At 71.0% G+C, this 25,572-nt stretch carries 23 protein-coding genes and 1 pseudogene; 13 read left to right on the forward strand and 11 right to left on the reverse strand.

Annotated features, from left to right (window positions below; translation table 11 throughout):
• The 3 genes from ACZ4RZ_RS43700 to fabF all read left to right on the forward strand — a co-directional run bounded on the left by ACZ4RZ_RS43700 (position 1) and on the right by fabF (position 2,789).
• Positions 1-1,068 (forward strand): beta-ketoacyl-ACP synthase 3, encoded by a 1,068-nt coding sequence (locus ACZ4RZ_RS43700; protein ID WP_467753128.1) that lies wholly within the window; start codon positions 1-3, stop codon positions 1,066-1,068.
• 72 nt (positions 1,069-1,140) lie between these two features.
• Positions 1,141-1,389, forward strand: a complete 249-nt coding sequence (locus ACZ4RZ_RS43705; protein ID WP_189185313.1) for an acyl carrier protein — start codon at positions 1,141-1,143, stop codon at positions 1,387-1,389.
• Between the two features lie 128 nt (positions 1,390-1,517).
• Entirely contained in the window at positions 1,518-2,789 is a 1,272-nt protein-coding gene (gene fabF / locus ACZ4RZ_RS43710) for a beta-ketoacyl-ACP synthase II (RefSeq protein WP_467753129.1), read from the forward strand.
• A gap of 217 nt (positions 2,790-3,006) precedes the next feature.
• On the opposite strand, the gene ACZ4RZ_RS43715 is transcribed toward fabF, so the two are convergent.
• Positions 3,007-3,501, reverse strand: a complete 495-nt coding sequence (locus tag ACZ4RZ_RS43715; RefSeq protein WP_467753130.1) for a DUF3145 domain-containing protein — start codon at positions 3,499-3,501, stop codon at positions 3,007-3,009.
• 220 nt (positions 3,502-3,721) lie between these two features.
• Here ACZ4RZ_RS43715 and ACZ4RZ_RS43720 point away from each other — a divergent pair, with 220 nt between their 5' ends.
• Both ACZ4RZ_RS43720 and ACZ4RZ_RS43725 read left to right on the forward strand, forming a co-directional pair.
• Complete coding sequence (locus ACZ4RZ_RS43720) at positions 3,722-4,618, forward strand: SGNH/GDSL hydrolase family protein (protein WP_467753131.1); 897 nt, start codon at positions 3,722-3,724, stop codon at positions 4,616-4,618.
• A 37-nt stretch (positions 4,619-4,655) separates the two neighbouring features.
• Positions 4,656-5,633 (forward strand): aldose epimerase family protein, encoded by a 978-nt coding sequence (locus ACZ4RZ_RS43725; protein ID WP_467753132.1) that lies wholly within the window; start codon positions 4,656-4,658, stop codon positions 5,631-5,633.
• A gap of 13 nt (positions 5,634-5,646) precedes the next feature.
• Here ACZ4RZ_RS43725 and ACZ4RZ_RS43730 read toward each other — a convergent pair whose 3' ends face one another.
• Together ACZ4RZ_RS43730 and ACZ4RZ_RS43735 are read right to left on the reverse strand one after the other, a co-directional pair.
• The gene (locus ACZ4RZ_RS43730; protein WP_467753133.1) at positions 5,647-6,687 is read right to left on the reverse strand and encodes a hypothetical protein; all 1,041 of its coding nucleotides are present in this window, start codon (positions 6,685-6,687) and stop codon (positions 5,647-5,649) included.
• A gap of 125 nt (positions 6,688-6,812) precedes the next feature.
• On the reverse strand, positions 6,813-9,242 hold the full coding sequence (locus ACZ4RZ_RS43735; protein WP_467753134.1) for a glycoside hydrolase family 3 protein: 2,430 nt from the start codon (positions 9,240-9,242) through the stop codon (positions 6,813-6,815).
• Between the two features lie 163 nt (positions 9,243-9,405).
• Between ACZ4RZ_RS43735 and ACZ4RZ_RS43740 the strand changes: the two are divergent.
• Positions 9,406-9,923 (forward strand): annotated as a pseudogene (locus ACZ4RZ_RS43740) (TetR/AcrR family transcriptional regulator).
• 2 nt (positions 9,924-9,925) lie between these two features.
• On the opposite strand, the gene ACZ4RZ_RS43745 reads toward ACZ4RZ_RS43740, so the two are convergent.
• Both ACZ4RZ_RS43745 and ACZ4RZ_RS43750 read right to left on the reverse strand, forming a co-directional pair.
• Positions 9,926-10,312: a RidA family protein gene (locus tag ACZ4RZ_RS43745; protein WP_467753135.1), complete on the reverse strand. Its 387-nt coding sequence runs from the start codon at positions 10,310-10,312 to the stop codon at positions 9,926-9,928.
• Between the two features lie 9 nt (positions 10,313-10,321).
• Positions 10,322-11,134 carry an NAD(P)-dependent oxidoreductase gene (locus ACZ4RZ_RS43750; RefSeq protein ID WP_467753136.1) on the reverse strand — a complete coding sequence of 271 codons (813 nt, stop codon included), beginning with the start codon at positions 11,132-11,134 and terminating at the stop codon, positions 10,322-10,324.
• A gap of 82 nt (positions 11,135-11,216) precedes the next feature.
• Here ACZ4RZ_RS43750 and ACZ4RZ_RS43755 point away from each other — a divergent pair, with 82 nt between their 5' ends.
• A complete protein-coding gene (locus ACZ4RZ_RS43755) occupies positions 11,217-12,173 on the forward strand; it encodes a LysR family transcriptional regulator (RefSeq protein ID WP_467753161.1) in 957 nt (318 codons plus the stop codon).
• A 147-nt stretch (positions 12,174-12,320) separates the two neighbouring features.
• On the forward strand, positions 12,321-13,658 hold the full coding sequence (locus tag ACZ4RZ_RS43760) for a pyroglutamyl-peptidase I (RefSeq protein WP_467753137.1): 1,338 nt from the start codon (positions 12,321-12,323) through the stop codon (positions 13,656-13,658).
• On the opposite strand, the gene ACZ4RZ_RS43765 is transcribed toward ACZ4RZ_RS43760, so the two are convergent.
• From ACZ4RZ_RS43765 to ACZ4RZ_RS43775, 3 genes are all read right to left on the reverse strand, one after another.
• Complete coding sequence (locus ACZ4RZ_RS43765; protein ID WP_467753138.1) at positions 13,630-14,244, reverse strand: LysE family translocator; 615 nt, start codon at positions 14,242-14,244, stop codon at positions 13,630-13,632. The two genes, ACZ4RZ_RS43760 and ACZ4RZ_RS43765, sit on opposite strands and share 29 nt — an antisense overlap.
• Positions 14,241-15,047: an EI24 domain-containing protein gene (locus tag ACZ4RZ_RS43770; RefSeq protein ID WP_467753139.1), complete on the reverse strand. Its 807-nt coding sequence runs from the start codon at positions 15,045-15,047 to the stop codon at positions 14,241-14,243. The genes ACZ4RZ_RS43765 and ACZ4RZ_RS43770 overlap by 4 nt, the downstream gene beginning before the upstream one ends.
• A gap of 194 nt (positions 15,048-15,241) precedes the next feature.
• The gene (locus tag ACZ4RZ_RS43775) at positions 15,242-16,123 is read right to left on the reverse strand and encodes a hypothetical protein (RefSeq protein ID WP_467753140.1); all 882 of its coding nucleotides are present in this window, start codon (positions 16,121-16,123) and stop codon (positions 15,242-15,244) included.
• A 227-nt stretch (positions 16,124-16,350) separates the two neighbouring features.
• Here ACZ4RZ_RS43775 and ACZ4RZ_RS43780 point away from each other — a divergent pair, with 227 nt between their 5' ends.
• Positions 16,351-18,906, forward strand: coding sequence for a M14 family zinc carboxypeptidase (locus ACZ4RZ_RS43780; protein WP_467753141.1), 2,556 nt, complete (start codon positions 16,351-16,353; stop codon positions 18,904-18,906).
• A gap of 70 nt (positions 18,907-18,976) precedes the next feature.
• Here ACZ4RZ_RS43780 and ACZ4RZ_RS43785 read toward each other — a convergent pair whose 3' ends face one another.
• Entirely contained in the window at positions 18,977-19,396 is a 420-nt protein-coding gene (locus ACZ4RZ_RS43785; protein ID WP_467753142.1) for an organic hydroperoxide resistance protein, read from the reverse strand.
• Positions 19,397-19,511: 115 nt separating this feature from the next.
• Entirely contained in the window at positions 19,512-20,534 is a 1,023-nt protein-coding gene (locus ACZ4RZ_RS43790) for an NADP-dependent oxidoreductase (protein ID WP_467753143.1), read from the reverse strand.
• A gap of 146 nt (positions 20,535-20,680) precedes the next feature.
• On the opposite strand from ACZ4RZ_RS43790, the gene ACZ4RZ_RS43795 reads away from it, so the two are divergent.
• The gene (locus ACZ4RZ_RS43795; RefSeq protein ID WP_467753144.1) at positions 20,681-21,115 is read left to right on the forward strand and encodes a MarR family winged helix-turn-helix transcriptional regulator; all 435 of its coding nucleotides are present in this window, start codon (positions 20,681-20,683) and stop codon (positions 21,113-21,115) included.
• 118 nt (positions 21,116-21,233) lie between these two features.
• Here the strand turns inward: ACZ4RZ_RS43795 and ACZ4RZ_RS43800 are convergent, their stop codons facing one another.
• The gene (locus ACZ4RZ_RS43800) at positions 21,234-22,028 is read right to left on the reverse strand and encodes an SCO2400 family protein (RefSeq protein ID WP_467753145.1); all 795 of its coding nucleotides are present in this window, start codon (positions 22,026-22,028) and stop codon (positions 21,234-21,236) included.
• Positions 22,029-22,282: 254 nt separating this feature from the next.
• Here ACZ4RZ_RS43800 and ACZ4RZ_RS43805 point away from each other — a divergent pair, with 254 nt between their 5' ends.
• From ACZ4RZ_RS43805 to ACZ4RZ_RS43815, 3 genes are all read left to right on the forward strand, one after another.
• Positions 22,283-23,440 (forward strand): mandelate racemase/muconate lactonizing enzyme family protein, encoded by a 1,158-nt coding sequence (locus ACZ4RZ_RS43805; protein ID WP_467753146.1) that lies wholly within the window; start codon positions 22,283-22,285, stop codon positions 23,438-23,440.
• The gene (locus ACZ4RZ_RS43810) at positions 23,437-24,441 is read left to right on the forward strand and encodes a zinc-dependent alcohol dehydrogenase (RefSeq protein WP_467753147.1); all 1,005 of its coding nucleotides are present in this window, start codon (positions 23,437-23,439) and stop codon (positions 24,439-24,441) included. Before ACZ4RZ_RS43805 ends, ACZ4RZ_RS43810 begins: the two co-directional genes overlap by 4 nt.
• 128 nt (positions 24,442-24,569) lie before the next feature.
• The gene (locus tag ACZ4RZ_RS43815; protein WP_467753148.1) at positions 24,570-25,568 is read left to right on the forward strand and encodes a hypothetical protein; all 999 of its coding nucleotides are present in this window, start codon (positions 24,570-24,572) and stop codon (positions 25,566-25,568) included.
• Positions 25,569-25,572 lie beyond the last annotated feature (4 nt).

Below are 25,572 nucleotides of genomic sequence, written 5' to 3' on the forward strand. Positions count from 1 at the left end.
ATGTCGAAGATCAAGGCGCCCAAGGGTGCTCCCTTTGCACGCATCCTCGGCGTCGGCGGCTATCGCCCCGTCCGGGTCGTGCCCAACGAGGTGATCCTGGAGACGATCGACTCGTCCGACGAGTGGATCCGCTCGCGCTCCGGCATCGAGACCCGGCACTGGGCGAACGACGAGGAGACCGTCGCCGCGATGTCGATCGAGGCGTCCGGCAAGGCCATCGCCGACGCCGGGATCAACGCCGACCAGATCGGCGCCGTGGTCGTCTCCACCGTGTCGCACTTCAGCCAGACCCCGGCCGTCGCCACCGAGATCGCCGACAAGCTCGGCACGAACAAGGCCGCCGCCTTCGACATCTCGGCCGGCTGCGCGGGCTTCGGCTACGGCCTCACCCTCGCCAAGGGCATGATCGTCGAAGGTTCGGCGGAGTACGTCCTCGTCATCGGCGTGGAGCGGCTGTCGGATCTCACCGACCTGGAGGACCGCGCGACGGCCTTCCTGTTCGGTGACGGCGCGGGCGCGGTCGTCGTGGGACCCTCCGAGGAGCCGCACATCGGTCCCACCGTGTGGGGTTCCGAGGGCGACAAGGCGGGCACGATCAAGCAGACGGTGCCGTGGGACCGTTTCCTCCCCCACTCTCGACTTCGCTCGAGCGGGGGCACCCCCACCGGCGACGTCTCGGAGCTTCCGCTCGATTCCAAGGGCGAGATCAAGTTCCCTGCGATCACGCAGGAGGGCCAGGCGGTCTTCCGCTGGGCCGTGTTCGAGATGGCGAAGGTCGCTCAGCAGGCGCTGGACGCGGCCGGAATCACCCCGGACGACCTGGATGTCTTCATTCCCCACCAGGCCAACGAGCGGATCATCGACTCGATGGTGAAGACGCTGAAACTGCCGGCGCATGTCACGGTCGCCCGCGACGTACGCACCACCGGCAACACCTCGGCCGCCTCGATCCCGCTCGCGATGGAGCGGCTCCTGGCGACCGGCGAGGCGAAGAGCGGCGACACCGCGCTCGTCATCGGCTTCGGGGCGGGTCTCGTGTACGCCGCCACGGTCGTTACCCTCCCCTAGGCACACCGTCCGGATCATCTCCGGCCGGAGTACCGCCACACCCTCTGGATACATACCGAAGGAGCGCCTGACATGGCCGCCACTCAGGAAGAGATCGTCGAAGGTCTCGCCGAGATCGTGAACGAGATCGCCGGGATCCCCACCGAGGACGTCCAGCTGGACAAGTCCTTCACCGACGACCTGGACGTCGACTCGCTGTCCATGGTCGAGGTCGTCGTCGCCGCCGAAGAGCGCTTCGACGTCAAGATCCCGGACGACGACGTCAAGAACCTCAAGACCGTCGGTGACGCGACGAACTACATCCTCAAGCACCAGGCCTGATCTTCCGATCACCTGGGCTGAAGGCCCGGTTCACCCGGGCTGAAAGCCCTTGGTCCGCCTGGGCTGTATGCCCCGCCACCCGGCGGTGGCGCCGCTGAATCCTCGTATCCGTTGGAGAAAGAATTCCCGTGAGCCCGACCAATCGCACCGTGGTCGTCACCGGTATCGGCGCAACCACACCGCTGGGTGGCGACGCAGCCTCTACCTGGGAGGGCCTGGTCGCCGGACGTTCCGGTGTCCGCGCCCTGGAGCAGGAGTGGGCCGCCGATCAGGCGGTCCGAATCGCGGCGCAGATCGCCGTGGAGCCGGGCGAGGTCATTCCCCGCCCGCAGGCCCGCCGCCTGGACCGCTCGGCGCAGTTCGCGCTGATCGCGGCCAAGGAGGCCTGGGCGGACGCCGGTTACACCGACAAGGCGGGCGAGGACCCGAACGTCGACCCCGACCGGCTGGGCGCGGTCATCGCCTCCGGCATCGGCGGCGTGACGACCCTGCTCGACCAGTACGACGTGCTGAAGGAGAAGGGCGTACGCCGTGTCTCCCCGCACACCGTGCCGATGCTGATGCCGAACGGCCCGTCCGCCAATGTGGGCCTCGCCGTCGGCGCCCGCGCCGGCGTGCACACCCCGGTCTCCGCCTGTGCTTCGGGCGCCGAGGCCATCGGCTACGCCATCGAGATGATCCGCACCGGCCGTGCCGACGTCGTCGTCGCCGGTGGCACCGAGGCGGCCATCCACCCGCTGCCCATCGCCGCGTTCGGCAACATGATGGCGATGTCCAAGAACAACGACGACCCGCAGGGTGCCTCGCGCCCCTACGACGTCGCCCGTGACGGCTTCGTCCTCGGTGAGGGCGCCGGCGTCCTCGTCCTGGAGTCGGCCGAGCACGCCGCCAAGCGCGGCGCCCGTGTCTACGCGGAGGCGGTCGGCCAGGGCATCTCGGCCGACGCCCACGACATCGTGCAGCCGGAGCCCGAGGGCCGCGGCATCTCGCACGCACTGCAGAACCTCCTCGACAACACCGACTTGAACCCGGCCGAGATCGTGCACGTCAACGCGCACGCGACCTCGACGCCGGCCGGCGACGTGGCCGAGCTGAAGGCTCTGCGCAAGGTGTTCGGCGACGACGCCGACCACATGGCGGTGTCCGCCACCAAGTCGATGACGGGGCACCTGCTCGGTGGCGCGGGCGGCGTGGAGTCGGTCGCGTCCGTGCTCGCGCTGTACCACCGGGTCGCGCCGCCGACCATCAACGTCGACAACCTCGACCCCGAGGCGGAGGCTGCCGCCGACATCGTTCGCGGTGAGGCGCGCAAGCTGCCTGTCGAGGGACGGATCGCCGCCCTGAACGACTCGTTCGGGTTCGGTGGGCACAACGTGGTGCTGGCTTTCCGGTCTGTCTGAGGCCGTAGTTGTACTGAACGGCGTGTGGCCCGTAGTCCTTGTTCGGGAGTACGGGCCACACGCCGTTTGATGTCTGTTGTTTGCCGGCTGCGGGCCTGTTCGGGCTGGTCGCGCCCACGCGGCGGAGCCGCACATTGATACAGCCCCGCGCCCCTTGAGGGGCGGTCCTGCACAGGGCGCTTGAAAGCCAGACGCTTGCAAGACAGGTGCCTATACGTCAGACCACCTGGTGCAGCCACCGTACCGGGGCACCCTCGCCCGCGTACCTGAAGGGTTCCAACTCGTCGTCCCAGGGCTTGCCGAGGAGCTTGGCGAGTTCGGCCTCCAGGTCGGTTTCGCCTCGCTGGGAGCGGAGGAGGGCGGCGCGCAGGCGGTCCTCGGGGATCAGGATGTCTCCGTGGATTCCGGTGACCGCGTGGAAGATACCGAGCTCGGGCGTGCAGCTGTAGCGCTCGCCCTCGGCCGTGGGGCACGGTTCGGCGGTGACCTCGAAGCGCAGCAGATGCCAGCCGCGCAGCGCGGAGGCGAGCTTGGAGGCGGTGCCGACCTCGCCCTTCCAGGAGAACTCGGATCTCCAGGTGCCCGGTGCGGCGGGCTGCCGGATCCAGTCGAGGTTCACGCGCGTGCCGAGCACCCCCGCGACCGCCCACTCGACGTGCGGGCACAGCGCGCGGGGCGCGGAGTGCACGTAGAGAACTCCACGTGTCGTCACTGGGGCCTCCGGACAGAGCGAGACATCTTGTAACTTAGCGGAACGGCAGTGGCGGGGCGGCCACGGGGCGAGGCTACCGTGCGGCGGCGCAAGGAGTGTGACGTACCGTCGGTCCCGACGCCTGGAAACACCGAGGTTTCACCCAACGGGACGCGCGTGCTGACCGACCGTGTCCAAGGGGTGGCGATCGACCCTGCACATCGAACGAGGGGACCAGGGGATGCGGAACCGCAGCCACCGTTCACGGGCCGTCCTCGCCGTCGCGGCGGCGGCTCTGCTGGGTGTCGCCGGGTGCGACGCCTCCGGTGGCAACTCCCCGGCGCCAAGAGGTACGACGGCGAAGGCGCTGCCCTCCCCGAAGCCCACCTGGGACACCAGCCCGCAGTCGGTGGCCGCGGTCGGCGACTCCATCACCCGCGGCTTCGACGCGTGCACCGTGCTGTCGGACTGCCCGGAGGCGTCCTGGGCGACGGGCAGCGACACGAAGGTCCGCAGTCTCGCCGTACGGCTGCTCGGCACGGCGGGGGCCGCCGAGCGCAGTTGGAACTACGCGATGACCGGTGCGCGGATGGCGGACCTGCCAGGCCAGATGGCCCAGGCGGCGGCCAAGAAGCCGGAGCTGGTCACGGTGATGGTGGGCGCCAATGACGCCTGTCGCACCTCCGCCTCGGCGATGACCTCCGTCGCCGACTTCCGCACCGACTTCGAGGACGCGATGCAGACACTGCGCAGCGCCCTGCCCAAGACGCAGGTGTACGTGTCGAGCGTGCCGGACCTGAAGCGGCTCTGGTCCCAGGGCCGCACCAACCCGGTGGGCAAGCAGGTGTGGAAGCTGGGCATCTGTCCCTCGATGCTGGACGACGCGGACGCCCTGGACTCGGCGGCGACCCTGCGGCGCGCCAGCGTGCAGGACCGGGTGGAGGCGTACAACGAGGTCCTTCGGGAGGTCTGTGCCAAGGACCGGCGCTGCCGCTTCGACGGGGGTGCGGTCTTCGACTACCGCTTCGGCACGGACCAGTTGAGCCACTGGGACTGGTTCCACCCGAGCAAGGACGGCCAGGCCCGGCTGGCGGAGATCGCGTACCGCATGGTGACGGCGAAGAAGCCGGTGGCCTGACCGCTCTCGCACAGATCGCTGGCCTAGGCTTTCGATCATGCACAGCGAAATCTTCGGCACCCTTCCCGACGGCACCCCGGTCCACCGCTGGACATTGGAGCGGTCCGGCGTGCGGGTGCGGGTCCTGACGTACGGCGGGATCGTGCAGTCGGCCGCGGTTCCCGACCGGGAGGGGCGGGCCGCCGACGTGGTGCTGGGGTTCCCGGACCTGGCGGGCTACCTCACCCATCCGGAGCCGCACCTCGGGGCGCTGGTCGGGCGGTACGCGAACCGGATCGCGGGCGGCCGCTTCCCGCTCGACGGACTGACCTACTACCTCGCCCAGAACAACGGGCCCAACTCCCTGCACGGCGGCGAGCTCGGCTTCGACAAGCGCGCGTGGGACGCCGAGCCGGTCGAGCACGGCGTCCGGCTCACCCGGGTCAGCCCGCACGGTGAGGAGGGCTTCCCGGGCCGCCTGGAGGTCTCGGCGACGTACACCCTCGACGAGGACGGCGCGCTGCGGATCGCGTACGAGGCGGTCACCGACGCGCCGACCGTGGTGAACCTGACGAACCACACCTACTGGAACCTGAGCGGCTCGGGAAGCGCGGGCGGGCACGAAGTCCGCATCGCCGCCGCGCGGTTGACGCCGGTGGACGCGGACCTCATCCCGACCGGGGAGCTCGCCCCCGTCGAGGGCACGCGCTTCGACTTCCGGCAGGCGCGGCGGGTCGGCGCCGGGTACGACCACAACTTCGTGCTCGACAAGGGGGTCACGGCGACGGCCGCCGAGGTCGCGGAGCTGCACGACCCGGCCTCCGGGCGCGTGCTGACCGTGGCGACCACCGAACCAGGGCTGCAGCTCTACACCGCGGACCACCTGGGCGACCCATTCGCTCCCGGCGACGGCGTCGCGCTGGAGACGCAGCACTTCCCCGACTCCCCGAACCGGCCGGAGTTCCCGAGCACGGAACTGCGGCCGGGCGAGGTGTACAAGTCGGAGACCCGCTTCGGATTCGGCGTGCGCGACTAGAGCCTTCCGGCCGCTAAGAGCTCTCGCCGCGCATCCGCTTGGTCGCCTTGCCGAGGATCGACATGGCGCCCAGGCAGATCGCGGTGACGGTGCCGCCGACGGCGATGGGAAGCGGGTCGAAGCCCTTGATCCCGTTGAAGAGGATCAGCGCCCCCAGCGCCATGATGATGGAGTACAGGCTCTGGCCGACCCTGGCACCGGCCGGGACGACCTGGAGCAGCTGCGGGATGGTGGTCGCGGCGGCGATCCCCATGCCGAGCGGGATGAACGCGGCGAGCATCAGCCCGCCGAAGCCGAACGAGTTCCCGTACGCGCCCCAGTCGGCGCCCTTGACGAGCAGATAGCAGGCGGCGCTCAGGGACAGCAGGACCAGGACGCCATTGACGTACGCGGCCTGCGTGGCCGCCTTGCGGGCGCTCGGCAGGTGCGCGGCCGGGGAGCGCCAGGCGTCCGGGGTGAGCCGGCGCAGCTGCTCCTTGAGACCTCGCGCCTTCATCAGGGCGAGGACGCCGATGACCAGGCCGACGAGACCGAGCGCGGTCCCGGCGAAGCCGATCGGCTTCTCGGTGATGCCGTAGTGGGCGCCGCCGAAGGTCAGCGGGATGCCCAGGACGAAGCCGAACGCGTACACCTTGCTGGCCTGCTGGATCTTCAGCACCAGCTCGCGCTGACCGGCGCTCAGGTTCGGGTCCAGCGTCATCCGGGCGTCGCCCAGGTTCTGCTGAGGGGCCATCGGCTGCTGCGGGGCCATCGGCTGCTGGGGTCCCGGCTGCGGCGGGTAGGGCTGGTACGGCTGTTGGGGGTATCCCTGCTGCGGGTGGCCCTGCTGGGGCGGGTACGGCTGCTGCGGATAGCCCTGCTGAGGCGGGTACGGCTGCTGCGGATAGCCCTGCTGAGGCGGGTACGGCTGCTGTGGGTGGCCCTGCTGGGGCGGGTACGGCTGCTGCGGGTGGCCCTGCTGAGGCGGGTAGGGCTGGTACGGCTGTTGGGGGTATCCCTGCTGCGGGTGGCCCTGCTGAGGCGGGTACGGACCTTGCTGCTGACCTGGGTACATGCGCTTCTCCCCCGAAACGGCGTGTGTCGGCCCGCGAGTCTGCCACAGGTGTCGGAGAGCCCACGAGCCCCGGCCCGGAGGTCAGGTTCCGGACCGGGGCTGCTCGGTGGGGAGCTTGTCCCGGATCAGACGTTAATCGCCGCCGCGACCCGGCGGTCGGTGATCGAACGGCCCGCCTGAACCTTGTACGAACCCTTCACAAACGCCCACGATTTGGCGTTCTCGTCCCAGATCTCGAACGCGCGGCGTGGGAGTTCCACGACGGCCTCGACGCTCTCGCCCGGTCCGGCCTCGACGCCCGCGAAGCCGGCGAGCCAGCGGGCGGGCCGCTCGGCGTCGGCCTCCACCGGGGCCAGGTAGACCTGGACGACCTCGCGCCCGGCTCGCTCACCGGAGTTGCGCACACGGATCGTGGCGGTCGTCCCCGCGATCTTCAGGGACTCATACGTCCAGTCGGTGTAGCCGAGGCCGTGTCCGAAGGGGTACGAGGGCGTCTTCCCCTCCTTCTCCCAGGCGCGGTAGCCGATGAACACGCCCTCGGTGTAGCGGAGTTCGCCGTCGGCCGGGACCACCTGGGTGACCGGGGCGTCCGCGAAGGAGCCCCAGGTGCTGGGCAGCCGGCCGCCCGGCTCGTGCGCGCCGGTGAGGACGTCGGCGAGCGCGGCGCCGCCCTCCTGGCCGGGGAACCAGCTCAGCAGTACGGCGGCGACCTCGTCACGCCACGGCAGTTCCACCGGGGAGCCGGAGTTGACGACCACGACGGTGTTCGGGTTGGCGGCGGCGACGGCGTGCACCAGCTCGTCCTGGCGGCCCGGGAGTCGGAGGTCCCTGCGGTCGAAGCCCTCGGACTCGACGCGGTCGGTGGTGGCGACCACGACGACTGCGCTGTCGGCGGCGCGGGCGGCCTCGACGGCCTCGGCGATGAGCTCGTCCGGGTCGCGCTGCGGCTCCTGGTGGGCTAGCGCGAAGCCGACGACCTTCATCGGGATGCCCTCGGGGAGGGTGACCACGTGGGTGAGGGAGACCTCGACCGGCCGGCCCGCGGTCAGTTCGGCCTGGGCGCGGGGCACCGGGGCGCCGAAGAACGCCTCGAAGGGGTCGTCCTTGTCGGTGCGCTGGGCGTCGTCGAAGTACGTCGTGCCGTCGACGGTGAGGGTGAAGGCGCCCAGGCCCTTGATGCCGAAGGTGTGCGGGCCGCTGTCGCGCGGGGTGAAGGTGCCGGTCAGTTCGACGGTGTGGAGGGTGTCGTGGGTGACACCTTCGGGGAGGTCGTTGCCCATCCACTGGATCAGGCCGTTGGGCGCGGAGCCGCTGCCGATGATCTCGCCGTTCGTGTCGCGGCAGACGGCGCGCAGCTCGAACCCCTTGTCGGCGACGGCGAGTTCCTCGGTCGGGTCGGCGCCGACTGCGTACGTCAGGCTGCCCTCGGGGAGAGCGGCGGTCAGGCCGTCGAGGGGCGAGACGATCCGGGAGGGGAAGACGGTGGCGGAGCCGCCGCCGAGGACGCGGGCATCGCGGGCCGCGGCACCGATGAGGGCGACGGTGCCGGGCTTCAGCGGGAGGGCCCGCCGCTCGTTCCGTACCAGGACGAAGGCGCGGCGGGCGATCTCGCGGGCCAGCGCCTCGCCGTCGATGGGAGCGGGCGGCTCGGTCACGACCGGCTCGGCGCCCTCCAGGATGCCGACGCGGGCGGCGAGCCGGAGCACGTTGCGGACGGCCTCGTCGACCTTGGCCTCCTCGACCTCACCGGCGCGCACGGCGGCGGCGAGCTGTGCGCCGTACACGGTCTGCGGGCCGGGCATGGCGACGTCGAGGCCGCCCTCGATGTCGGCGGTGGTCGAGCGGGCGGCCATCCAGTCGGAGACGTTGAAGCCGTCGAAGCCCCATTCGCCGCGCAGGATCTCGTTCACGAGGTAGCGGTGCTCGGTCATCGTGGTGCCGTTGACCGAGTTGTAGGCCGTCATGATGCCCCAGGGGTGGGCGTTGTCGACGATGGCCTCGAAGGGGGCCAAGTACAGCTCGCGCAGGGCGCGTTCGGAGACCACATTACTGACCGTGAAGCGGTCGGTCTCGGCGTCGTTCGCGACGAAGTGCTTGACGGTGGTGCCGACGCCGCCGGACTGCACGCCCCGCACGTAACCGCTGCCGATCCGGCCGGTCAGATACGGGTCCTCGCTGTACGCCTCGAAGTGGCGCCCGCCGAGCGGGGAGCGGTGCAGGTTGACGGTCGGGGCGAGCAGGACGTGGACCTTCTTGCGGCGGGCCTCCTGGGCGAGCAGGGCGCCGGCGCGGTGGGCGAGGGCCGGGTCCCAGGTGGCGGCGAGGGCGGTCGGGGACGGGAGCGCGATGGACGGGTCGTCCGCGGTCCAGTGGATTCCGCGGACGCCGATCGGACCGTCGGACATGACCAGGGACTTCAGCCCGATCTCGGGGAGCGCGGGCAGCGACCACATGTCCTGGCCGGACAGCAGCCTCGCCTTCGCGTCCAGGTCGAGCTTGCCGAGGGCCGCCTCGACGACCGCCTGGCGGGCCTGATCGGCCGGAGTTGCCACCATCGCGGTACCTCCTCGTTGAAGTCCATGGACGCCTTCAATCCTGCCTCGGTCGCTTGCGAGGGAATCGGAACCGCAACCATCAATTGAGCAACCCCCAAGGCCAGCAACCACATCCGCGAGAGCGGCGGCGGTTCAGCCGCAAAGGAGGGCGCGGTGCGCCGAGATCGTCCGGGCGGCCCTGGAGGTGATCGCCGAGCGTGGCTACCGGGGCGCGAGCCTGGCCGCGGTCGCGGAGCGCGTGGGGCTGACCCAGCAGGGACTGCTGCACTACTTCCCTACGAAGGACGCCCTGCTCGTCGCCGTCCTCAAGGAGCGCGACCAGTGGGACGCCGTGCCGGACACCCAGTGGCGGGTCGATCTGCTCGCCTCACTGGTCGAGTACAACGCCATGCGGCCCGGGATCATCCAGACTTTCTCGGCACTGCTCGGCGAGAGCGTCACGGAGGGACATCCGGCGCGCGAGTACTTCACCGAGCGGTACGCGCGGGTGCGCGCGAGCATGGCGGCGGTGCTGCGCGCCGAGTACGGGGAGCGGCTGCCGAGCGGACTCACGCCCGAGCGCACCGCCCCCTGCTCGTGGCGGTGATGGACGGACTCCAGTACCAGTGGCTGCTGGATCCGGAGTCGGTGGACATGCCTGGCGCGTTCCGGGACTTCCTGGCACTGCTGGGCGACGACTGAGGTCACCTCTCGGGGACGGCGGCGACGACCTCGACCTCGATCAGGGCGTCCGGCTTGAAGAGGCGGGAAGCCTCGAAGGTCATGCTGGTGGGTGCGGTGCCGGTGAGGAACTCCCGGCGTACGGCGCCGTATTCGGCGAGCTTGTCGATGTCGGTCAGGTACGTACGGATGTTGATGATGTCGGCGAGGGTCGCGCCGTGCGCCTTGAGCAGGGCGCCGATGGCCTCGAAGACGCCACGGCTCTGAGTGGCCAGGTCCTCGCCGTCCGCCACCTGGCCGGAGAGATACAACAGCGCACCTGCGCCCGGGAGTTCGACGCGGGCGACCTGGGAGTAGTAGGCGTTGGCGGGCTGGGGCGCGGAGGCCGGGTTGTCCAGCGTGATCTGCACGGCGTTCCTTCAGCTCGATCGACGGATGTGGGTGACGGCCTCGGCGATGTCCGCGTGGGCGATGTCCGGGTCCGCGGCGGCCCGCCTGAAGTGCTCCAACACCGCCTCCATGACCGGGAGTCGGGCCGCCTTGGTCGCCAGGTCGGCGTCCTTGACGGCGAGCGAGGTGTCGAAGTGCACGCCCTCGGCGAAGGCGCGGGCGGCGGCGCCGCCGAGCGGGCCGTTCGCGAGGGCGGTGCGGGCGGTGCCCCCGTCGATGCCCAGCGCGTCGGCGAGGGCCATGATCTCGGCGACGAGGGCGACTCCGCCGAGCACGGCGGCGTTCACGACGAGCTTGAGCGCGGCGCCGGAGCCGAGCGGTCCGGTGCGGGTGACGGTGCCGAAGTGCGCCAGCACATGCTCGACAGGGGACACATCACCGCCCGCGAGGATGCCGAGTTGGCCCGCGGCGGCCTTGTCGGTGCTGCCCGCCACGGGCGCGTCGACGAGCGTCACCCCCTCCCCGAGCCGGGCGGCCAGCTCCTTGATCACGTCCGGGCCGACCGTCGACATCTCCACCCAGTACGCGCCCGGGCGCAGCTCCGGCACGATCGCGTCCGCGACCGCGTCGAGCGCGGCCGGGTCGGCGAGCATCGTGATCACCACGTCCGCGTCCCGTGCCGCCTCGGCCGGGGAGGCGGCGAGGGTGGCGCCCTCGGCGACGAACGGCTCAGCCTTCGCGGCGGTACGGTTCCAGACCGTCAACGGGTGCCCGGTGCCGAGCAGTTGGCGTGCCATCGCGGCGCCCATGTGGCCGAGTCCGAGAAAAGCGATCTTTTCCATGTCTTCGACGCTAGGCACCCACAGGCGATGCGACAAGCGAATGTCTAGCATGTGCGTCATGCAGAACTCGCATGACACTCGGATGGTCGGCGCCGTCGACGCCAGGGGTCGGCAGAACGATGTACCCGATCTCTCGACCGTCTGGCTGCGGGTCTTCCTCGAAGTCGCCCGGCACGGTTCGTTCACCGTGGCCGCGCGGACGCTCGGGTGGACGCAGTCCGCGGTGTCGCGGCAGATCTCCTCGCTGGAGGCGTCACTCGGCGGGGCCCCGCTCTTCGACCGGCTCGCCCGGGGTGTACGGCTGACGGAGGCCGGGCGGGTCCTCGTACCGCACGCCGAGTCGGTGGTCGAGCGGCTGCACGGGGCGGGGCGTGAGCTCGCCGCGCTGCGGAAGGTGGCGGGCGGGCGGCTGCGGGTGGGCGCCTTCGCCACCGCGGACGCGGCCCTCGTACCGCGGGCCATCGCGGCGTTCCGGGCCCGCCACCCCGGGGTCCGGCTCACCCGCGAGGAGGGCTTCACCCCCGCCCTGCTGGACCGGCTGACGGCCGACCACCTCGACCTGGCGGTGGTCTCGACGACGGGCCGCGCCCCGCTGGACGCCTACACCCTGCACCACCTGCTCGACGAGTCCCTGTACGTCGCCGTCCCCGCCGGCCATCCGCTCTGCGCCGAGCCCTCCGTACGACTTCCCCAACTCGCCGACGCCGACTGGATATCCGGCGGATCCCGGCCCGAGGGCACCCTGCTCGACGCGGCCCTGCGGCACGGGTTCCGCCCGCGCGTCGCGCATGTCGTGGCCGAGTGGACCGCCAAGCAGGGGTATGTCGCCGCCGGTCTCGGGGTGACGCTGATCCCGGCGCTCGCCGCGGAGTCCGTACGGCCCGACATCGCGCTGCTGCCGGTACTCGACGAGGACGCGCCGGCCCGGGCGGTGTACGCGGCGACGGTGCGCGGGCGGTCCCTGGCACCGGCGGCCGAGGCGTTTCTGGCCGCACTGCGGGATTCGGCCGCCAGGATTCCCGGCACCAGGGCGACTTGATCCGGACACCAAGGGCTCCCGGACCAGGGGACTTCATCAGGCCTCCCCGGTGCCGCACCCGTCACGCACCATGGCGTACGCCCCAGCCGTCACGGGATACTTCCGCCGTCCGGAAGCACCCCACTGCGACGGAAGGCCCGAACTCCCTTGACTCACATACGCGTTCGGATCGGCGTACTCGGACTGACCCTGCTCGCGGGTCTGACGGCCACGCCCAGCGCGTCGGCCGCCGACAACTCCACCGTCGAGGAGCAGCGGCTCGACAGGACGGCACCCCAGGAGATCCTGCGGCGTTCCGGGTTCGACACCGTGGCACCGGCGTTCGCGCGGGCGCTGGGCAGGGCGGACTCGTACGAGCAGGCCCGGCACGTCGTCGTACAGCAGGGCGCGCGGCTGTGGCGGCGGGCCGTCGACCGGGCGCAGGGCCGGGGTCCGGCGGGCGGAGACCTCAGCCGGGACGACGACCGGCCGCTGTACTGGGCCCGGCTCGGCATGACGCGCGAAGTACGCCAGTGGGAACCGGAGTTCGGCCTTTCCGGAGCCCAACGCGGCGAACTGCTGGACGCGTTGGAGCGGAACTCGCGCGGCCAGAACGCCATCCGTTACCCGCATGCCAAGGGTGTGAAGCGGATCCTGGTCACCGGTTTCGACCCGTTCACGCTGGACCGCGACATCCGGATCTCCAATCCCTCCGGGGCCACCGCGCTCGCCCTCGACGGCACGACGATCCAGACGGCGGACGGTCCGGCGCGCGTCGAGACGGCCATGTTCCCGGTCCGCTGGCAGGACTTCACCGGGGGCACCTCCCAGGCGTTCAGCTCTGGGGGAGGCACGGTGGAGCGCACGCTGCGGCCGATTCTTCCGCACGTGGACCTGTTCACGACGGTCAGCCAGGGCCGCGTCGGCCGCTTCGACGTGGAGCGGACCAACGGGGCCTGGCGGGGCGGCTACCCGGACAACCTGAACCTCTCGGTGACCGAGACGGTCCCGGTCACCGACCCGGCCTCGCAGCCGCAGTGGACGTCGACGACACTCCCGTACCAGGAGATCGTCGCCGCGAACACCGGCCGCTTCCCGGTGTACGACAACACACCGGTGACCGAGATCCCGGCGGGCGGAACGGAGCCTGTCGTACGCCCCGACGGCCCGACCCCGGGTTCCACGGCCCGCGCCGGCGGCGGCAACTACCTCTCCAACGAGATCGCCTACCGCGCGACGCTGCTCCGCGACCGCCTCGGGCTGCACTCCACACTCCCCGGAGGGCATGTGCACACGCCGGTGCTGCAGTTCGGCACGGGCAACACGGATCCGGCGACCGGGACGGTCACCGATCCGGAGTTCGTGCGGAACCGGCTGGACATCATCGCTCAGGTGCGGGCGATCCTGACGGTGGCGGTGGACGCGACCGCCACCGCTTCGGCGCCCGGTCCCGCTCCGGCTGCGGCTGCGGCTCCGGCTAGTGCGACGGAGCGAACGCGAGGCTGATGCCGAGCCCGGCCAGGACCGATCCGATGACCTTGTTCAGGACCTTCTGGCCACGCAGCATCAGCGTGCGCATCCGGTCGTGCGAGAAGAAGACCGCGACGACGCCGAACCACAGCAGGTGGGCGAAGGACATGAACAGCCCGTAGCCCACCTGCTGGTAGACCGGGGTGCCGGGGCTGACCACCTGGGCGAAGGTCGAGACGACGAAGAGCGTCGTCTTGGGGTTGAGGACGTTGGTGAGGAAGCCGGTGCGCAGGGCGGCGAACGGGGTCAGGGTCGTCTTGTTGGCCAGGTCGACCTCGACGTCTCCCCGCGCCCGGAAGGTGCGTACGCCGATGTAGACGAGGTACGCCGCGCCGATCAGCTTGATCACGGTGAACAGGGCGGTCGAGGACGCGATCAGGAGTCCGACGCCGAGCATCGTGTACGTCACGTGCACCAGGACGCCGGCGGCGACACCCGTGGCGGCGAACAGCCCCGTCCGGCGGCCGTAGAGGTAGCTGTTGCGGACGACCATGGCGAAGTCGGCGCCGGGGGCGATGACGGCCAGGACCGTGATGACGGCGACGGCGAGTACCTCGGTCACGGGGTGGCTCCCTCCTCGGGGGCGACTGCGGTTTCGGGGGCGTCCTCGGCCGGCTCCGTCTCCTCGTCGAGGAGATCGCGGGCCATGAGGGTGGCGCCCGCGACGGCGCCGGGCATCAGGAAGACCGCGACGAACGGAACCAGGAAAGCCAGGCCCAGGGGGGTGCCGAAGCCCCAGACGAGCATCTTGCGGGAGCGGAGCAGTGCGAGGCGGGCACGGAGGTCGACACCGCGGCGCTGGAGGGCCACGGCGGTGAGCTCCTCGGTGAGGAAGAACCCGGTGACGAAGAAGCCGATCACCGGGACGACCGTCTGGCCGACGAACGGGACGAAGCCGAGGCCGAAGAGAAGCACGCCCCACAGGAGTGCCCTTACGAGGATACGAAGGCTGTCCCGCGCCGAGATCCACAGCTCTCGCCAGAGCGGGAGTCCCGACTCGGGGGCCGTGCCGTCCGGGGAGACGTCGCGGTCGACCTTCTCGGAGAGGTTCTCGTAGAAGGGCTGCCCTATGAGGAGGGTGACCGCGGTGAAGGTGAGGACGGCGAGGAGGAGGGCGAGGGCGAAGAGTAGGGCGGTGAGGAAGCCGCGGAAGAGACCCGGCCAGGGGCTGGTCCAGTCGTCCGCGAAGGGGGTGGCCCAGGTGACGAAGTCCTCGCCGTACAGGGCGAGGGCGACGAGCGCTGCCGCGTACAGCACAAGGGTGATGAGCCCCGGGACCAGTCCGAACCCGTACTGCTTCCCGTGCCGGGCCACCCATCGCTGGCCCTGCACCAAGTAGTTGAAGCCCACCCCAAGATCGCGCATGGGGGGAACTTTAGCGGGCGGTGGGTGGGGGTGCGGATGGGTGGGTTTTTCGCCCCCTCCGCCCCTACCCGTCCCGTATCTGGGGGCTGCGCCCCCAGACCCCCGCCAAAAGACTGCGCAGTTCCCCGCGCCCCTAAAAAGGGGCGCGGGGAACTGCGCGGCCAGCCACCACGGGTAGGTGCGGAGGGGGCGAACTACACCGGGGTGACCGCGACCACCACTCCCCGTTCCGCCGCAGGCGAGGCCGCGGCCGAGACGCGGACGGCCGCCGCCCGGGCGACGCGCCCCGCGCGGGAGGCGGTGGCGAGGAGGACCGGCTGGAGGTGTTCGAGGCCGGAGACCAGGAGCTCCTCGCTCGCGATGAGGAGCGGGCGGACCGCCGTCATCGCGGCGGCCGCCGCCTCCGTGAGATCGGCGAGGGGAGGCAGCCCGGCCCGCACGACCCCCGCCCCGGCCGCGGCCGCCCGCTCCGCCAGCGCCACCTGCAACGGCAGGAGCGGAGCCAGCGCAGCGGTCAACGCGTCGGCTATGCGCCGGAGTTCGGGCGACGAACTCCGCAGGACGTCCGCGGCGGCCCGTACCACCGGAGTCAGCGCGAGCAGCGCCCCCGCCGCGACCCCCGCCGCCGCGGGCAGCAGCGGCGAGGTCGCCTCCACCAGCTCCCCCAGCGCGACGGCCGCCTCCTCCACGGCGGGTTCCACCGCGTCGAGGATGGGCAACAGACTGTCGCCCAGCGCGGCGAGCAACGCCTGCGCCGGTTCGCTCACGGGATGCACCGCCAGCGGCGCCCCACTCGTGCCCAGCCGCGTGAGCGTGTCCACGATCCGGTAGAACGCCTCCTGCGCCTGCGGGGAGGCGCTCGCCTCGGCCAGCTCGGCCGTCGTCTCGCGCAGGACGCGCAGCACCTCCGCCCCCGACCCGTCCCGGGGATCGAACGTGTTGACGGCGATTCTGGTGATGTTCCCCGCCGTGTCGAGCAGTTGGCCGGTGATGTCGGTCGTGTTGCGCGCCATGCGCACCACGTCCTCCCTGCTGGGGAGCGACGGGATCAACGGGATCGCCGGAATCGGGGACATGGGGCCCTCCTCGCCACGCGCTGCAACCGCTCGGCCGAACCTGCGGCCCGGCCCTGCCTCGCGCCGGCGCCCGCACCCAGCATGCCCCTTCCGGCCCTCCGGGGATGCGCCATCCGGGGCATCCGTGACCACTGCCGTGACGGCAACGCCCCCTTGTTGCGGAAGAGTCGAACAGGTACACCTCGCCGTACCGCTCACAGGAACCCCCGCCTCAGGAGGTACGACGCGTGCGCCCACCGAAGCCCCTTCCGACGCTTCTTCGCAGACCCGTCCTGATCGCCACCGTCACCGCCACCGCGGCCGGCTCGCTCCTGTTCACCCCGCCCAGCGCCACCGCGGACCGCAAACCGCCGGTCCGCGAGGGATCCGCCCCGGCGAACGGCGCCGCCGGGGCCCCCGCGAGCGCCGCCCGCAACGCCCTCACGGCCCCCGTCACCGACCTCTCGGCGAGCGCGAGCACCGGCGGCTATCCCCGCGAGCAGGTCCTCACCCCGGACCCGGAGAACCCCGCCGACAAGTCCATCAAGCTCGGCCTCACCCCGTACCACGGCATCGCCCCGAAACTGAACGCCCTGCAGCAGCTCGGCGACCGCGTGAGCGTCGAGGTCGCGGGCCGCTCGGCCGGCGGTCACCGGCTCTACCTCGTCACCGTCACCGCCCCGGAGAGCGCCCGCGAAACCCGCGCCCAGGAACGTATGCGCGAACTCATCGAGAACGCGCCCCAGGTGGCCGCCAAGGACCCGGCCGTCAAGAAGACCTACAAAACGCCCGTCTTCTTCAACAACAACATCCACGGCAACGAGTGGGAGGGCACGGACGCCGCCCTCGAGCTGATCCAGCGGCTCGCGACCGCGCACGACGCGAAGACCACCGATCTCCTCGCCCACAACCGTCTCTACTTCAACATCACCGCGAACCCCGACGGCCGTATCGCGGGCACCCGCACCAACGCAGGCGGCTTCGACCTGAACCGCGACCTCATCACCGCCTCGCAGCCCGAGGCGCGCGCGATGCGGCAGATCGAGATCGACAAGCAGCCGGCCGTCATGCTCGACCTGCACGGCTACGTCAACGGCACCCTCATCGAGCCCACCACCCCGCCGCACGGCGAGAACTACGAGTACGACCTCTTCCTCAAGAACACCTACGCCAACGCCCTCGGCATGGAGGCCGCCGTCAACGGCCTCGGCTACACCCCCGCCAAGGACGGCGTGGAGCCGGCCCAGATCCCCTTCCGCGACCAGCAGGAGGGCTGGGACGACTGGCCGCCGATCTTCACACCCCAGTACGCGGCGTTCCACGGCACGGTCGCCGCGCACACCGTCGAGATCCCGCTGACGGTGAACAACTCGGCGTACGACACCCTGCCGGTGGACGAGCTCAGGCGCCGCTCGGCCATCAACGTCGACGTCGCGGGCGCGGCCATGCGCGCGACCCTCGACTTCGCCCAGTCCCACCGGACTTCCCTGATCGCCGACCAGATCGAGGTCTTCCGGCGCGGCGCGACGGGCGCCGCCCAGGTGCCGGTCTCCGCCGAGACGGTCCCGGGCGTCCCGGGCATCGGCCCCGAGGACGTCTACACGACCGACTTCCCGCGCGCGTACGTCATTCCGGCCGGCCCCACACAGCGCTCCGCCACGGCCGCCGCCCGCCTCGTCGACCACCTCCTCGCCAATGACGTACGCGTCACCCGCGCGACCCGTGACTTCCGGCTCGCGGGACGGTCGTACGCCAAGGGCTCGTACCTCGTCGACCTGCACCAGCCCAAACGCGGTCTCGCCAACGTGATGCTGGCGGACGGCCGGGACATCAGTGACAAGGTGTCGACGATGTACGACATCTCGGGCTGGAGCCTGGGCCGCCTGTGGGGCGCGACGGTCGAGCGGGTGCGGAGCGGAAGTACGTCCGCCGTCCCGCTGCGCGCGGTCGGCGCCGCCGCGCACGTCGGATACGTCGCTCCGCGCGGCGACCTCCGGCTGCGTCTCGACTCCCCGCAGGAGATCGCGGCGCTCAACTCCCTGCTCCGGCAGGGTGTTTCCGTACACCGCACCGCCGACGGCAGTGCGCTCGTGCCGTCGACGGCCCGCACGAAGGCCGAGGCCCTCGCCCGCGCGTACGACGTGGTCTTCGACGCGACGAGGACGAGCGGCGGCACCCTCCTGCGCCCCACCCGCGTCGCCGCCGCCGTCACCGCCGGTGAGCTCTTCGCCCTCCGCGAGATGAACTTCGACGTGGTCCCGGTGTCGACGGCGATCCTCAACGCGGGCTTCGACTGGTCCTCGGCTGATGTGCTGTTCGTGTCGTCGGGACTGGACCACTCGGCCCTGACCGCGTCGGCGCGGACGGCCCTGGACGCCTTCCTGGGCACCCACGGCCTCGTCGGCCGCGGAGCCACGGGCGCCGCGCTCAACGCCGCCGCCGGACTGCTCGCCGTGCAGCCGGTCGAGGGCAACGGGGACGCCAACGGCGTGGTGAGAGTGGTGAATTCGGGCGGCCCTGTCACGGCGGGCGCTCCCGATCACAGCTTCGTCTACGCCCCCGTCTGGTTCACCGATCTCGGGCCCGGGGTCCGCGTCGAGCAGTCGTACGCGACGGGCGATCCGCTCGTCTCCGGGCACTGGCGGCCGCTGGACGACGGCACCGGCGGGCCCACGGCGGCGGGAGGCCGGGCGTCGGTGGTCAGTGGTCCGCACGCGGTGCTGTTCGGCACCGAGCCGCTCTTCCGTGACCATCCGAAGGGGGAATTCCCACAGGTGGGGAGGGCACTGCTGACGGTGTCCTGATCCTGGTGGTACGACAGAGGCCGCACCCCACGTCCTAGGGTGCGGCCTCCGCCGTGAGCAACGAGTGCCGTCAGGCAAGCGTCACGGTGATGTTGCCGCGAGTCGCCTTCGAGTACGGGCACACCTGGTGGGCCTTCTCGACGAGAGCGCGGGCGGTGGCGGCATCGACGTTCGGGATGTCGGCGGAGATCTCGACGATGATGCCGAACCCGTCCTCGTTCTTGCCTATGCCGACCTTCGCGGTGACGGTCGAGCCGGAGATGTCGGCGTTCTCCTGGCGGGCGACGACACCGAGGGCGCCCTGGAAGCAGGCGCTGTACCCGGCGGCGAAGAGCTGCTCCGGGTTGGTGCCCGCGCCGCTGCCGCCCATCTCCTTGGGCGGGTTCACGACGACGTCGAGCTTGCCGTCGTCGGTGGCGACCCGGCCGTCGCGACCGTCCTCGGCGGTGGCGACGGCGGTGTACAGGACATCCGACTGCTGGATGGACATACGGTGCGTTCCTCCTTGGTCCGCCGCGACTCGCGCCCACGATCGCGACGACTTCGGAAAGAAGTTACCGTATGCCGGAACTGCAGCGACAGGCCCTCTCGGGATCGCCGTGGGCTCAGAGCTTGACGATCATCTTTCCGACGTTGTCGCCGCGCAGGACGCCGAAGAACGCCTCCAGGTTGTTCTCGATGCCCTCGACGACCGTCTCGCTGTACTTGAGCTCGCCGGAGCGGACCCAGCCGCCGACCTCCTGGACGAACTGCGGCTGCAGGTCGTAGTGGTCGCCGACGAGGAAGCCCTGGATGCGGCCGCGGGTCTGGATCAGCCGGGCCAGGTTCGCCGGGCCGGGGACCGGCTCGGTGGTGTTGTAGACGGAGATCATGCCGCAGACGGCGATGCGGCCGTCCCGGTTGAGGGAGCCGACGGCGGCCTCCAGGTGGTCACCGCCCACGTTGTCGAAGTAGACGTCGACGCCGTCGGGGGCGGCCTCCCGCAGCTGCTCGCCGACCGGGCCGTTCTTGTAGTTGAAGGCGGCGTCGAAGCCGTACTCCTCGATGAGCAGCTTGACCTTCTCGTCGGAGCCGGCGGAGCCGATGACGCGCGAGGCGCCCTTGAGCTTGGCGATCTGCCCGACCTGGCTGCCGACGGCACCGGCGGCGCCGGACACGAAGACGGAGTCGCCCTCCTTGAAGGAGGCGATGCGCAGGAGGCCCGCATAGGCGGTGAGCCCGGTCATCCCGAGGACGCCGAGGTACGTCGACAGCGGCGCGGCCTCCGGGTCCACCTTGACGGCCTGCTTGGCGTCGACGACGGCGTACTCGCGCCAGCCGAGGAAGTGCAGGACGTGGTCGCCGGCCTCGATCCCCTCGGCATTGGAGGCGACGACCTCACCGACCGCGCCGCCCTGCATGGCCTTGCCCAGCTCATAGGGGGCGGCGTACGACTTGGCGGCGCTCATGCGGCCGCGCATGTACGGGTCCACGGACACGTACTTGTTCCGCACCAGGACCTCGCCCTCCCCCGGCTGCCGGACCTCGGCCTCGGCCAGGGCGAAGTCCTCCGGCTTGGGCCAGCCGACCGGGCGGCTGACCAGGTGCCATTCGCGGCTGACGGCGGGAAGCTGGGGGGTGTCGGTCATGAGGGTGCGCCTTTCCTGTTCCTGCGGATTCCTGGGATTTCCTGCGGGTTCCTGCATGCGGCACTGCGGGGCCAATACTTCAGCACCTGAAACAACAATGCGCCTGAATATTTCATGATGTCAAGTAACCGGGTAACCTGGAGCCCATGGCCACCCAGAAGACACCCCGAATCGACCCCCTGACCGTGGAGGTCGTCGAACTGATCGGCACGGTCGTGGCCCGCTACCACGAGGAGTACGAGGACGCGGCGGCCGAGCACGCGCTGACCGGTGCGCAGGCGCGGCTGCTGAGCCTGCTGGCGCTCGAGCCGCTGCCGATGCGGCGGCTGGCGCAGCAGCTGAAGTGCGAGCCGTCCAATGTCACGGGGATCGTGGACCGGCTGGAGGCGCGGGGGCTGGCGGAGCGCCGCCCGGACCCGGCGGACCGCCGCGTCAAGCTCGCCGCGGCGACGGCCGAGGGCCGGAAGGTCGCCCGCGGACTGCGCGACTCACTCAACTTCGCGCGGGAGCCCCTCGCGGGGCTGTCCGAGGAGGAGCGGCTGGCGCTGCGGGATCTCCTGCGGCGGATGCTGACGGCCTAGTTTTCTCGCCCGGCCGCCCCTGCCCGTCCCCGTACCTGGGGGCTGCCGCCCCCGGACCCCCGCCAAAAGATTGCGCAGTTCCCCGCGCCCCTTTTGGGGGCAGGGGTGAAAAACGCCCCTACGTGCACCACCACAAGAAGCGGTTGCAGGTTTCCGACGGTGAAGGGTCCGGGGTCGGCACGGACGTCGTCGGGGCGGATGTGGCGGGGGCGGTCGTTTCGGGGGCCGAGGTACGGGTGGGGGCCGAGGTCGCGCGTCCCGGGGTGGTGCCGGCGGTTGCCGACTCCTCGTCCTTCTTCTTGTCCTTGGCGGAGGCGGACGCGGACGGGGACCCGGAGTCGGAGGGCGACGCGGAGGCGTCGGGCGAGTCGGTCGGCGAGGTGCCGTCCGCCCCCGACGTGTCACCCGGCGGCTGCGCCGTCTCCTTGGCGTCCGAGGACGTCGAACCGTCGGCCGACTCGCCCCCGGCCGCCGCCGGCTTCGGGCTCAACCCGGGCGCGTCGATGCCGAGTTCGGCGAGACTCAGCCCACCCGCGGCGAGCACGAACCCCGCCGCGATGAGCAACGTCCGGCGCCGCCGCCGACGGTGCGCCGCGGCCTTGCGATCACGCCGGCTCGCCCCACCGGGGGCATCCGGACCTTCCGGGCCACCAGGGGCTTCGGCGGCGCGCCCGCGTCCGCGACCCCGGCCCCGATCCCGCCGCCGAGCGGCCCGGCCGGGCCGCTCGTCCGCGTCGTCGTCCGCGTCGTCGTCCTCGTCGTAGTACGCGTCGGCGTCGGCCGCGTCCACGCCTGTTTCCGGGCGCGCGTCGACCTCCTGCGCGTGCGCGCGGAGCTCTTCGACCGGGGTGCCGCACCCCGGGCAGGCAAGGGCGCCGTTGAGGTGCCGTCGGCACGGGTGGCAGTAGTCCATGACGCGGGAAGACTAAGTTCCTCACAGGTAACGTTCATAGGCGTAGGTGTGAAAGTTGTGTGCGGAACTGGCCGTTCCGGCGTGCCGAGTTGAGACACCCCCGAGCATTCCCCGCCATCCCGATCCCATCACGTCGAAACCGTTATGCGTTCGACCCATTGACACCCCCGGGGCCACCTCCTTACTGTCACGCCAGCATTTCGAACGTGTGACGAAATTTCGAACAGAGCCGAAGAGCACAGGGGGCAACTGCCGTGCGCATCACGGGAATCAGCACACACGTGGTCGGGACGCCCTGGCGCAACCTGACGTACGTCCAGGTGCACACCGACGAGGGCATCACCGGAGTCGGCGAGACCCGCATGCTGGGCCACACCGACGCGCTGATCGGCTATCTGCGCGAGGCGGAGGCCAATCACATTCTCGGCTCCGACCCGTTCGCTGTCGAGGACCTCGTACGACGTATGAAGTACGGCGACTACGGTCGCGCCGGCGAGATCGTGATGTCCGGCATCGCCGTCATCGAGATGGCCTGCTGGGACATCAAGGGCAAGGCCCTCGGGGTGCCGGTGTGGCAGCTGCTCGGCGGCAAGGTCACCGACAAGGTCAAGGCGTACGCCAATGGGTGGTACACCACGGAGAGGACTCCCGAGGCTTATCACAAGGCCGCTCAGGAGGTCGTCGCTCGCGGGTACAAGGCCCTCAAGATCGACCCCTTCGGGACCGGTCACTTCGAGCTCGACCACGAGCAGAGCCTGTACGCGGTCTCGCTCATCGAGGCCGTGCGCGACGCCATCGGGCCGGAGGCCGAGCTGATGCTCGAGATGCACGGCCGTTTCTCCCCGGCCACCGCCATCCGGCTCGCCCGCGAGCTCGCGCCCTTCAAGCCCGCCTGGCTGGAGGAGCCGGTTCCGCCGGAGAACCTCAAGGCTCTGGAGAAGGTCGCCGCCAAGGTCGACATCCCGGTCGCCACGGGTGAGCGCATCCACGACCGCATCGAGTTCCGCGAGCTGTTCGAGGCTCAGACCGTCGACATCATCCAGCCCGACGTCGGCCACATCGGCGGCATCTGGGAGACGCGGAAGCTGGCCGCCACCGCCGAGGCGCACTACGTGCTCGTCGCCCCGCACAACGTCGGCGGGCCCGTGCTCACCGCCGCCTCCCTCCAGGTCGGCTTCACCTCGCCGAACTTCAAGATCCTGGAGCACTTCAACGACTTCGCGGACGCGGAGATCAAGAAGGTCGTGAAGGGCGCGCCGCAGGTCGTCGACGGCTACTTCCAGCTGTCGCACGAGCCCGGTCTCGGCGTCGAGCTGGACGTCGACGCGGCGGCCGAGTTCCCCCAGCAGCAGGCCCGGTTCGACCTCTGGGCGGACGGCTGGGAGCAGCGCAAGCCGAAGGGGGCGCAGTGAGCACCGCGGTCGTCATCGAGGCACCGGGCGAGCACCGGCTGACCGCCCACGAGCCGCGGGAACCGGAGGCCGGCGAGGCGCTCGTCCGCGTCCACGCCGTCGGCATCTGCGGCAGCGACCGCGAGGTCTATCAGGGCAACCGGCCCGACGGGTACGTCCGTTACCCGCTCACGCCCGGCCACGAGTGGTCCGGGACGGTGGAGCGGGTCGGCGCAGGAGTGCCCGAGTCCCTCGTCGGCCGCAAGGTCGTCGGGGAGGGCTTCCGCAACTGCCAGGTCTGCGACCGCTGCCACGCGGGCGAGACCACGCTGTGCACGGCGGGGTACGAGGAGACCGGCTTCACCCAGCCGGGCGCGATGGCCACCACACTCACCCTCCCGGCCCGGCTGCTCCATGCCCTGCCGGACGACGCCGACCTGACGGCCGCCGCCCTGCTGGAGCCCGCCGCCTGTATCGCGGCCGCCGCGCTCAAGGCCAACGCCAGGCCTGGTGAGCGGGTCGCGGTGGTGGGCACGGGGACGCTCGGCATGTTCGCCGTGCAGTTCCTGAAGGCGGGCTCCCCGGCCGAGCTGCTCGTGGTGGGCACCCGGCCCGATCGCGACAAGCTCTCCAGGGACTTCGGCGCCACCGACTTCCGTACCAGGGACAAGGAACTCCCCGACGACTTCGACGTCGTCATCGAGACCGCCGGGTCCGCGTCCGCCGCGCGCACCGCCGCCTCCCTGCTCAGGCGCGGCGGACGCCTGGTCCTGACGGGTATCCCGGCGCCGGGCGCCGAGGGACTCGACCCCACCGATCTCGTCGTACGGCAGCTGGAGGTGCACACCGTGTTCGGGGCGCCGCCGGAGGCCTGGGCGCACACGGTGCGGGTGTTCGGCGCGGGGCTGCTGAACCCCTTGCCGCTGGTCACGCACGAGCTGCCGCTCGCCGAGTTCCCCCAGGCCATCGAGCTGGTGGGGTCCGGGGATCCCAAGGTCGGAAAGGTCCTGCTGCGTCCATGAGCCGTCCATGAGCGAGGTTCTTCCACACCCCTGATCCGTACGCCGGTACGGAGACACCTGACGCTCCGTACCGGCGTACGCCCACCGACACGAACCACGTCCGAAATATCGAACGCGAAGGACAGCTTGTGACCGACGCCTCCCCTACGGCAGCCCGTCGACCCGGTGAGCAGGCGCTCGCCGCGCTCGGCCTGGGCGCGCCCGACCTCTCCCCCGCCGATGCCTCGCCGCACACCTTCCCGGGAGGCGGCCGCTGGCGCACCGAGGTTCCGTCCGTCGAAGGCCCCGAGGCCGTTGCCGTGGTCCTCAAGGAGTCGTCCCGGCTCGATGTGCCCATCCACCGGATCAGCCAGGGCAGCGGTGTCTGGATGCTGACCGACGCCGAGATCACCGAGATGGTCGAGGCCACCGGTGAGCGCGACATCGAGCTCTGCCTGTTCACCGGGCCGCGCGGCACCTGGGACATCGGCGCCTCCGTACGCACCGACTCGCGCGGTGCCGGACTTCGCGCCCGGGGCCACGACGCGGTCGCCGGCTGCGTCGAAGACGCCGTCCGGGCAACGGAGTTGGGCGTCAAATGCCTGCTCGTCGCCGACGAGGGCGTGCTGTGGACGCTGCACCGGGCCCGTGTCGCCGGGATCATCCCGGCCGACACGACCCTGAAGGTCTCGGCGCTGATCGGCCCGGTCAACCCGGCTTCGTACGCCGTGTACGAGAACCTCGGCGCCGACTCGGTCAACGTACCGAGTGATCTGACGCTCGATCACCTCACCGAGATCCGGCGGGTTTCCGCCGCCCCCATGGACATGTACATCGAGGCCCCCGACGACCTCGGCGGGTACGTGCGGATGTACGAGGTCGCCGAGCTGATCCGGCGCGGCGCACCGCTCTATCTGAAGTTCGGTCTGTCCAAGGCGCCCGGGATCTACCCGTACGGCACCCATATGCGGGACCTGACCCTGGACACCGCCCGGGAGCGGGTGCGGCGCGGCCGGCTCGCTCTCGACCTGCTCGCCCGGCACGGCGCGGACGGCGACATGGCGCCGCTCGGCTCCCGGCTGCCCGGCCTGCTCCACCGCTTTCCCACCGCTGTGACCCCTCTCAACGACGAGACGAACAAGGACTGATGAC

This window comes from Streptomyces sp. NPDC027189, from assembly GCF_055566975.1.

Excerpts from the sequence above, each read along its gene's own strand:
- ACZ4RZ_RS43700 (WP_467753128.1), top strand. The coding sequence starts at position 1 with ATGTCGAAGATCAAGGCGCCCAAGGGTGCTCCCTTTGCACGCATCCTC.
- ACZ4RZ_RS43705 (WP_189185313.1), top strand. The coding sequence starts at position 1,141 with ATGGCCGCCACTCAGGAAGAGATCGTCGAAGGTCTCGCCGAGATCGTG.
- ACZ4RZ_RS43720 (WP_467753131.1), top strand. The coding sequence starts at position 3,722 with ATGCGGAACCGCAGCCACCGTTCACGGGCCGTCCTCGCCGTCGCGGCG.
- ACZ4RZ_RS43725 (WP_467753132.1), top strand. The coding sequence starts at position 4,656 with ATGCACAGCGAAATCTTCGGCACCCTTCCCGACGGCACCCCGGTCCAC.
- ACZ4RZ_RS43730 (WP_467753133.1), bottom strand. The coding sequence starts at position 6,687 with ATGTACCCAGGTCAGCAGCAAGGTCCGTACCCGCCTCAGCAGGGCCAC.
- ACZ4RZ_RS43735 (WP_467753134.1), bottom strand. The coding sequence starts at position 9,242 with ATGGTGGCAACTCCGGCCGATCAGGCCCGCCAGGCGGTCGTCGAGGCG.
- ACZ4RZ_RS43750 (WP_467753136.1), bottom strand. The coding sequence starts at position 11,134 with ATGGAAAAGATCGCTTTTCTCGGACTCGGCCACATGGGCGCCGCGATG.
- ACZ4RZ_RS43755 (WP_467753161.1), top strand. The coding sequence starts at position 11,217 with ATGGTCGGCGCCGTCGACGCCAGGGGTCGGCAGAACGATGTACCCGAT.
- ACZ4RZ_RS43770 (WP_467753139.1), bottom strand. The coding sequence starts at position 15,047 with ATGCGCGATCTTGGGGTGGGCTTCAACTACTTGGTGCAGGGCCAGCGA.
- ACZ4RZ_RS43775 (WP_467753140.1), bottom strand. The coding sequence starts at position 16,123 with ATGTCCCCGATTCCGGCGATCCCGTTGATCCCGTCGCTCCCCAGCAGG.
- ACZ4RZ_RS43785 (WP_467753142.1), bottom strand. The coding sequence starts at position 19,396 with ATGTCCATCCAGCAGTCGGATGTCCTGTACACCGCCGTCGCCACCGCC.
- ACZ4RZ_RS43790 (WP_467753143.1), bottom strand. The coding sequence starts at position 20,534 with ATGACCGACACCCCCCAGCTTCCCGCCGTCAGCCGCGAATGGCACCTG.
- ACZ4RZ_RS43795 (WP_467753144.1), top strand. The coding sequence starts at position 20,681 with ATGGCCACCCAGAAGACACCCCGAATCGACCCCCTGACCGTGGAGGTC.
- ACZ4RZ_RS43800 (WP_467753145.1), bottom strand. The coding sequence starts at position 22,028 with ATGGACTACTGCCACCCGTGCCGACGGCACCTCAACGGCGCCCTTGCC.